The sequence below is a fragment of the Methylobacterium brachythecii genome, from assembly GCF_014196345.1.
GTDB lineage: Bacteria > Pseudomonadota > Alphaproteobacteria > Rhizobiales > Beijerinckiaceae > Methylobacterium > Methylobacterium brachythecii.
The window spans coordinates 24,737-32,896 of record NZ_JACIDN010000014.1; the positions used below are offsets into that span (position 1 = coordinate 24,737).

An 8,160-nucleotide genomic window follows, 5' to 3' on the forward strand; every position below is an offset into this window, starting at 1 on the left:
TGACGACATGGTTTCCTCAGTGCGCCAAGAGATGACCGAGACGTGCGAGGCCATGCTGCAGGCCTTCATGACCCGGCAACCGCGCTGACAGACCTTTTTCTTCCCAGATCGTCCCATGCGCTCCTGGCTTCGGCTCGGGGCGCTTTTTCCCGCCTATCACCGAGGCGTCCTACCTCAGGGCGCAGCGATTTGATCTGAGCCGCTCAGAGCCCAATCCGAGCGATATGATAATTTCATCCAGATTATATTACACTCATGGCGACAGCTTATCTAATAAATGAGGGAACGACTTCTCTACAATCCATTCACGGATAGTCCGCCCTGTATGATCAATTGCATTCAATCGTTTAGCTGCTGACGCAATTAGATCAAAGCCAGCAAATTCTTGGGTTTGTTCGTACCTGCTGAGTGCATACATAAGGACCGTGGTGCCTTTGTAATTGGCCGCGTCGGGATCTGCTCCGGCCGCAAGCAAACGCTGCATAACCAGCACCTGCCCGTGATAGGCTGCAATCATTAAAGCATTCCAGCCGTTACCATTGCGCAAATCTAAGTCGTCGACCTTGTCCAAGGTCACCGCCAACGAATTGAGATCGCCAATTTTCGCTGCAGACCAAAGTTGGGGATAATAATCCTTAAAGAGAAGAACATCATTGTCGATAGAAGCGACGCGGAAATAGGTATCAGTTTCCTCAATAACGTGGCCCGCTCGGGAGGAGCTTCGCTGATTGGTGATCAAACTGCGACAAATGCTCCAGCCGTTAAATTGAGGAAGCTGGAACTCGCGAAAGACAAATGCACGAACCTGATTATGAATTTCGAAAGCGGTCTTTCGGAGATCAAGTTTTATTGTAGAATAGCTGATTGATTTAAGAGAATAATAGCTAGCCCCGTTTAAGGACTGTTTCGTCGCAATGAAATCACCCGCAACGAGACGATCCACGTTCTTTGAAAACAGTATTTTGGCCGTAGCAAGATTTTTACAATAAAGATCACGGACCGTGTCGTCCGGACCAATTGAGACCTCTAACATATCGATAATATCGCCCGTATCGATCCCATGGTCCATAAGATGTAGTGTTACGCCACTTTTGACTTCACCATTTAAAATAGGATGCGCAGATGTATAGACTCCGCGATACTTGGGAAGCTTCGAAAAGTGTATATTGTACAAAAACCTACTAGAAAATTGGTTCACCGGTATAATTTTATCAAATTCGAGCGAAAAAAACCGTAAGTTCGGTTCTTTATACACTGCTTCGAGCGTAGTACGGCGAACTCCCCAGGTAGTAGCGTGCCATAAAAGTGACGGCTGCCAATCATCAACGCCCGCATCTTTGGCATTTGGAATAAATAAGATCTGATGATCAGGGTAATGATCTAGTAGGTAACGAAGAGCAGAAACCGCAAGATCATGCTTTCCAGCAACGCAAATCACTAGAGAGGTCACGCGAAAATCTCATTGGTAAGTAGTTGCATGCGCCCGCGCGATGGCAGGTTGGGCTGCGTGAAATTAACGCCGGCCAAACGAAGATAGTCGAGCGCTCGGCTCCTGAAGCTGAACTCCTCACCCACGAGGCTGTTGCAGGCTGCCACACGAGCCGCTCGCTCATCCTCATGTGTGAGGTAATAAATACAAACTTTCTCTAGATCTTCGGCATCATCAAACATCACAACTGGGCAATCGGGTCCGAAGACGCGGTAAAGATCCGGTTCAGGCGTTCGGCGCGTCACAAGTAGTGCATTAGATGACATCACGTCCAATAATCTATATTGGAACGATTCCGTAATGGAAGCCTGCGGTTGATTGATGGCAAGTTTTGACGAGTTATAAATATTCAGTAAATCTTGGTGAGTTCGAATCGGCGCTCCGGGCTTGAAAGATTTATAAACGTTATCGCTCAGCAACATACCCTTTGCCCAGGCTGAATTACCGAAAAGCGCTAGCCCGTGCGGAGACAACCGTCGCACAACCTCCATTCGGTCGCGCGATGTGCGAACGTTCTGCAGCAGCATTTCGAAGACTTGGATCTCAATGCCCAAACTGTTGACAACCGGAAGAATGGCGTGCCCAAAAGTCTGTAGAATATTGGTGAGATTGCCAGTCTGTTCGATGGCCAGAAGACATATCCCAACAATCTCATGCGCTCGGGGATCGCTCAAAAGTCTGAGCATTATTCCTTCAGCCCAATCGTCGGTGGTCATGCTCGCAATCCACGAGATTGGATAAATCGACGGTATCTCGCTACGTCGAACATGCATACCCGCAGTGGCAGGAGTCAGAAAGCACACGCGGTTCGCTGCATCTGGAATGGCAGACAGAATAGCCCGCTCGAATTGTGATCCTATGGGCGCGAAGTGGGCAGGTAAACGAAAGGCAGCAAATCGATCAGCTTCGTGACAGAAGAGATGATTAAAATCATCAACGATTATTGATGTGAGACGGCCCTCAAGAGCCTCGACTACATCCTCCATTACAAGCGCATTGTTTATAGAGATAGCGGCAATGTAGTCCCGCTCGCGGATGTAGCGTACTAGACGGTCAAGTAGAAAATCGTCTTTAAACCCTGAAGTCGCTCCATCGGCGGAGAAATAGTTCGCAAGGTACACGTCGACATTTAAGCCGAGGTCGAGATATGCGTTGACAGTCTCCTGCATGTAACTGTCGAGGTATCCGCCAACACCCCATGCGTAGCCGAAAAAAGCGAGGTCTGGAGATGACAAAGCCATGGCGCCGACCATCATCAGCGACAATGCGCCATGTCAACATAAGCGTTCACGTTCGTCCTCTTATAAGGTGAGGATGAAAATTTTCTTCGCCTGGATCAGCCGCAACCACCGCCTCTGGAAGGATCCGGAGGCAACCCTCGACTCGGCCAAAGCCTTCCTCTACGCCGCAGCCGTCATGATCCTCGTCCGACGCCTCGCCCGCATCTCAAAAGATATCGGATGGACTCTCGGACGTCTCGATCGCCCTCAGCCTTTTGCAGATCGTCGGCGTGGTAACTCAGACCATCGGCAGCACGCTTGCGCCGACGATCAGGCTGGCGATCGCGACGAACATCGTAGTGCGGAGACGGGTTGGAGGTTCAGCGATGAGGACCTCCTACCATCAATCAGCCCGCCATCCGATCACATAGACGACAAAAGCAGCGCCTGCCCAAATGCCCATGGCGGGGAGGACGACATACCACGATGGTTCTTTAGGCTCGGATATGCCGCAGGTTATGCGGGATCGGGCAGGGAGAGGAGAGCGGCGCGCAAAATGCAGACAAAGCCTGCTTTGTATGCGTATGCGCACAATAAACAGTCATCTCGTCTACAATATGCACTAACACAGGCCCACGCTGTGGCGATTTGCCGCCGGCGAGAGGCAGAGTTCGAGACTTCACCAATGACTGGTCGTATCGCTTTCTTCGCTGTCGCCACGAGCCTGATGGCCGCGGGTGCCGCTCAGGCGCAGTCCGTGCCGAACGTACAGGGGCAGATCGCTTCGAACTTTTTCACATCGTCTCATTCTGTCAGCCGCCGGGATGTGCCGGTGACGGGTTCGGACACGGCGCCGGTTCGCCGGAGCATCAAGCGCTCGGCGCGCTGATCGGCGCCGCGCGCGCCACGATGTCTGCCTTGGCTTGTTCGAGGGTCCGTTCGCTCACCACCGCGCCTCCTCCTCGTTCAGAGGAAAGGGAGGGGCGGATACCCACGGCGCTGGCATGCAGTGGTAGCTGAGCATCAGCCGGTGCTTTGGGTGGCCGCATTGCGCCGTTGCCAGGGCGTGAAGCCGACATCCGACGCGCTCGGCGATACGGGCGACGGCTCGCCACCGCGTGCGCAGGTTGGGCGGCAGCTTCGACAGCGGCCCCCATGCGACGAGATGGAAGTCGTCCTCGCGCATTATCGCTTCGAGGTGCCGGTCATTCTCTGGCCCGACAGGATCAGGCGCCGTCCGTGACGCCTTGATATCGGTCGCGCGGAACGCGAACTTGTTGCCGACGATCAACTGGCCGATGTCGTTCCGCTCGGCGAAACCCAGCCCCTTGCGGATCGTGGCGTCATCCGTGTCCGCATCCGCTGTGCTCGGGTTGGCCATGATGACCGCGGCGACGCGACCGCACGGTCCAACGCTGGTTCGCCTCTCAAGCCGGTAGCGGTAGAGGCCGCACTCGGAGATGATCGCGGACCCCTTCGCGGCAGGCGCATCCAATTCGAAGAGCCCCCTCATCGCCCTGCCTCGCGGGCGGTTTGGGGTGAGGGGGCGAACTCGGGCACGAAGAAGCCGAGGGCGCCCTTGCACGGCCGGAACGGGAGGGGCTTGGCATCTCGCATGACGATGCCGAATTTGCCGACGAACCACGAGCTGTCGGAGCGGTCGACGCAATCCACGACGACGGCCTCTCCGACGATGCCGCCGGTTTCGAACTCGTCCGGGAACTCGATTTCGAGTCGTTCACCCGTCACCGGATGGAAGCCCGCGCGCAGTTCCCGCATGGCGTCGCGGTCGACCTTCTTGCCCGCGTGGAGCAGGACGCGGCCTCGGTAGTGGCAGCGCCAATCTCGGTTCTCGATTGGCTTGTGCCGGTTGGCGAGCAGCCACGTCCAAGGCTGCATGACGGAAAGGGCTTTGACCGGTCCCATCTCACTCTCCTGTACTTGTGGAGCGAGCGGGGGCTTCGAACCGATCGTCGTGGAGTTCTAGCGCTCTGGCACAGCGCTCCATCGCGGCCCAATGCGAGGCTCTGATCTCGTCGTGCACGCTCTCGGCGCAATCGAACTCGACCGCTAGCAATCGCCGCGGCCTGCCGTTCTTCCATTCGAGTTCCTGAAAGGGTACCAAGATGAACCGCGGGCCGTCTTCGTCGAGAAGCGCAGACTGCAGCTTGCCGACCGAGGTGTTGCCGACCTCGACGATCCAATCTTTCTCGACGCTGTAGACATCAGCCTTGCCGGCAACGGTCCATTGCTCCTCGCCCGCGTCGGGCGCGCCGCTTGCCCTCATCCACTCACGGCAAGCCCGCTTGATGCTCCGGTGTTCGCAGGCCTCACCGTTGCCGCCAGGAAGTTTCATGGCGCCACGCCGCCGAGAACTCGGTCGGGATGCGGATCAGGCGAAGGGTAATGCGGCGTTCTTCCAGTAGCCACAGGATGTGCTTCGCGGCCATGATCGAGTCACGCGGACCCCATCCGGTATCGTAGGATGTGAAGAGCCGCTGAAGCCGCGATTTGATCGCCCATCGCGGGCCTAAAACGGACTGTGTCGGGTCCCACTTTCCAGCGGATTGGCGGGTCCCACCGGACGTTGAACGTTGATTTTGTAGGGTTATTTCGCGCTGCTGGCGCTCCCAAGGGGAATCGAACCCCTGTTTTCGCCGTGAGAGGGCGACTTTTGAAGCATAGTGACACTCTCTGGCACGGTCTGAAACTCATTAGAACGCAATGACTTGTACCATAGCGTTTCATTGCGTGCCATCGCGTTTCGTGGCAATGTTGGCAACGATTTCGACAACGAAAAGGTCTGGCGATGGCCCGCAGAGCCAGTGCGTTCAAAAGCCGGGCAAGCCGGGCCGAGCTGCCGTCATCCGACGCGCCCGAGTGGGAGCTGATCGGTCCAGGTGTGCGGCTGGGGTATCGCAGCGGGCGCGGCACGAGAGGACAGGGCGGTTCATGGCTTGCCGCGTCGCGGACGCCGGAGGGCAAACGCGTCCAGTTGATGCTGGGGAGGGCCGATGACGTTGCTACGGCCGACGGCTCGAAGATCCTGACGCACGAGCAGGCCAAGGATGCGGCTCGAGCTTGGGTTAAATCGCTGCGGTCGGCGCCGGACGCGCAGCCAGCACTGACGGTCAACGATGCACTCGACCGGTACCTTGAAGCGCGCGAAGCCGAAGGCATGAAAGCGATCTATGACGCCAAATCGCGAGCCCGGGTCCACGTCCGGCCCAAGCTCGGCAATCTGCGCGTGGCCGACCTCACGCTCGACAAACTGCGGCGCTGGCGCGACGCCATGGTGCACGCGCCAAAGCTGCTGCGGACGGGAAAGCTCGCAACCAAGCGCAACACGCGCGCGGTCGATGTCACGGATCCCGAAGCGCTGAGACGGCGGCGAGACACGGCAAACCGCACGCTGACGCTGCTGAAGGCCGCCCTCAATTGGGCCTACCAGCATCAGCTCGTTGAGAACGATCGCGCCTGGCGTTTGCTCAAGCCGTTCCGAGATACCGGCTCGGTCCGGGTCCGCTTCCTCGACGCCGCCGAGCAGCAGCGGCTGCTCAATACGTCCGAAGGGCCGCTCCGGGATCTCGTCGCCGCCGCCCTGATGACAGGAGCCCGCTTCGGCGAGCTCTCGAAGCTGACGGTTCGTGACTTCGACCGCACCAACGGGACTGTGTTCGTCGAGCGCAGCAAGAATGGCCGAGCCCGGCATATCCCGCTGACTGCCGGTGGCGTCGGCCTATTCGAGCGCCTTGGAACGGGGAGGGGGCCTAAATCGCCATTGCTGGTTCGAGAGGACGGTGAGGCCTGGAAGCCCGCGCAGTACCAGCGTGGCTTCAAGGAGGCGCTCGGACGAGCAAAACTGGAGAGCATCACCCTGCACGAACTGCGGCACTCCTACGCTAGCGCAATGGTCCGCAATGGCGCGCCCCTGATGGTCGTCGCCGAAGCGCTCGGTCACTCGGGCACGCGAATGGCCGAGAAGCACTACGCTCACCTCGCACCCAGCTACGTGGCAGATACGATCCGGCGGACAGCGCCGAGTTTGACGTTGCCTCCTTCGACGGTGGCAACGCTGTAGGCTCGAACTTTCAGCGCATTTGTGTCCAACCGTACCGCCATGACCCCGAAGCTTTATCTTCTCGCCTGCTCGGTTGCCGTGCTTACCGCGGTGCCGGCGCATGGCCAGAGCGGCAACGTCGGTGGTTTCGGCTGGACGAAGTGCACCGAGTTCGACGCTTTCGTCGGAGTGCCGCAAGGCAGAACCGCAATCCTCGGCTGGGCCATGGGCTTCATGTCCGGCGTCAACGTCGTCACCACGGCGCGTGATCGATCCTTTCGCGATCTCTCCGGCCTCAACGCCGATCTCGTGATCGGATCGATTAGGGCTTTCTGCGACGCGCATCCCGACGCCTCAGTCGTGTCGGCGGTCGAAGCGCTTCAGATCACGCGGCCGGTTAGGCCTTTCATCCAGTAAGCGGTCGAGGCTCAGCGCTTCGTCGCGATTCATTTCCTGGCCCGATACAACGAGCTAGTGTCGCGACATAGCCAAGGTTGTCGATGTCGATTCTCCGAAAGCCACTCGAAGCCGTCACGGTTGCCGACCTGCAAGCCTTAATCGAGGCGGAAGCACGCGAAACCGGCGAACTGGAGTTTAAGGGCGCCCTCCCTTTCAAAGCGACTAAGGGACAGCCGGAGACCGCTGATCGCTGGATCGTGAAGGGCGATCGCGTCGGCGAACTGGCGCGGGACGAGATCCTGGCTGAGATCGTCGCATTTGCGAACGCCGAGGGCGGTACGCTCGTGCTCGGATTGCATGAGACGAAGGCCGAGCCCAGACACGCTGAACGCCTCGAAGCACTCCCCAACTGCGAAGGCTTGGCGCGCAGGCTTCTAGATGCAACCGAGGACGTGATTGAGCCGCGCTTGCCTTCAGTGATCACCCAAGCGGTCCCAGCGGAAGATGGCGCAGGCTACGTGCTCATTCGGGTCGGCAAATCGCTATCTGGGCCCCACCGACTTCGAACAACGCGAGAGTTCTACGTTCGACGCGGCGAGAAGGCGGCGAAGATGGATGTGCGCGAAATCAAGGATCTCACCCTCGAACTTGCCAGGACGGGGGATAGGATCGAGGCCCTTTTCCAAGAGCGCCGCGCAGCCGCGCAACGCCTTTGGGACGAGACGTCAGCAAGCGCCGAAGGCAATTGCGGCCCAATTCTGTTTCGAGCCACAGCGACACCGCTGTTGCCTCTTAACATACCGGACCTGACATCCCGCCGCGATCTGTGGTGGGGCGGCGCATCTATCGAGATCAGCGCTGACGGTCAGCGTTGGAGTGGCGGTTATCCGTCGCGAGAGTGATCGTCCCCCACAGGAGTGGTCCGCCTTGAGGTATGGCTTTCGAGCCAGGACGAGGACGGACATATGGGAACGAAGCGGCACAAGCCTGAG

General features: G+C 58.1%; 8 protein-coding genes, 1 tRNA gene and 1 pseudogene. 4 read left to right on the forward strand and 6 right to left on the reverse strand.

All coding sequences use genetic code 11. From position 1 onward, the window contains the following. Positions 1–253 precede the first annotated feature (253 nt). Positions 254–1,450 carry a formyltransferase family protein gene (locus tag GGR33_RS26490; RefSeq protein WP_183513544.1) on the reverse strand — a complete coding sequence of 399 codons (1,197 nt, stop codon included), beginning with the start codon at positions 1,448–1,450 and terminating at the stop codon, positions 254–256. Continuing rightward, on the reverse strand, positions 1,447–2,745 hold the full coding sequence (locus GGR33_RS25005; RefSeq protein ID WP_183513549.1) for a glycosyltransferase: 1,299 nt from the start codon (positions 2,743–2,745) through the stop codon (positions 1,447–1,449). The genes GGR33_RS26490 and GGR33_RS25005 overlap by 4 nt, the downstream gene beginning before the upstream one ends. Positions 2,746–2,812: 67 nt before the next feature. Here GGR33_RS25005 and GGR33_RS25010 point away from each other — a divergent pair. Then, positions 2,813–2,938, forward strand: a pseudogene (locus GGR33_RS25010) (IS5/IS1182 family transposase); the annotation flags it as partial. A 714-nt stretch (positions 2,939–3,652) separates the two neighbouring features. On the opposite strand, the gene GGR33_RS25015 reads toward GGR33_RS25010, so the two are convergent. The 4 genes from GGR33_RS25015 to GGR33_RS25030 form a co-directional block, all read right to left on the reverse strand. Further along, the gene (locus tag GGR33_RS25015; RefSeq protein WP_183513553.1) at positions 3,653–4,222 is read right to left on the reverse strand and encodes a DUF1643 domain-containing protein; all 570 of its coding nucleotides are present in this window, start codon (positions 4,220–4,222) and stop codon (positions 3,653–3,655) included. After that, positions 4,219–4,635 (reverse strand): ASCH domain-containing protein, encoded by a 417-nt coding sequence (locus GGR33_RS25020; RefSeq protein ID WP_183513563.1) that lies wholly within the window; start codon positions 4,633–4,635, stop codon positions 4,219–4,221. Before GGR33_RS25020 ends, GGR33_RS25015 begins: the two co-directional genes overlap by 4 nt. A 1-nt stretch (position 4,636) precedes the next feature. Next, positions 4,637–5,065, reverse strand: a complete 429-nt coding sequence (locus tag GGR33_RS25025) for a hypothetical protein (protein ID WP_183513569.1) — start codon at positions 5,063–5,065, stop codon at positions 4,637–4,639. 266 nt (positions 5,066–5,331) lie between these two features. Continuing rightward, positions 5,332–5,392: transfer RNA gene (locus GGR33_RS25030), tRNA-OTHER, on the reverse strand. Between the two features lie 126 nt (positions 5,393–5,518). Between GGR33_RS25030 and GGR33_RS25035 the strand changes: the two genes are divergently transcribed. The 3 genes from GGR33_RS25035 to GGR33_RS25045 all read left to right on the forward strand — a co-directional run bounded on the left by GGR33_RS25035 (position 5,519) and on the right by GGR33_RS25045 (position 8,070). Beyond that, entirely contained in the window at positions 5,519–6,790 is a 1,272-nt protein-coding gene (locus GGR33_RS25035; protein WP_183513574.1) for a tyrosine-type recombinase/integrase, read from the forward strand. A gap of 39 nt (positions 6,791–6,829) precedes the next feature. Then, on the forward strand, positions 6,830–7,186 hold the full coding sequence (locus GGR33_RS25040) for a hypothetical protein (RefSeq protein WP_183513578.1): 357 nt from the start codon (positions 6,830–6,832) through the stop codon (positions 7,184–7,186). A gap of 83 nt (positions 7,187–7,269) precedes the next feature. Further along, a complete protein-coding gene (locus GGR33_RS25045) occupies positions 7,270–8,070 on the forward strand; it encodes an AlbA family DNA-binding domain-containing protein (protein ID WP_183513584.1) in 801 nt (266 codons plus the stop codon). Positions 8,071–8,160 lie beyond the last annotated feature (90 nt).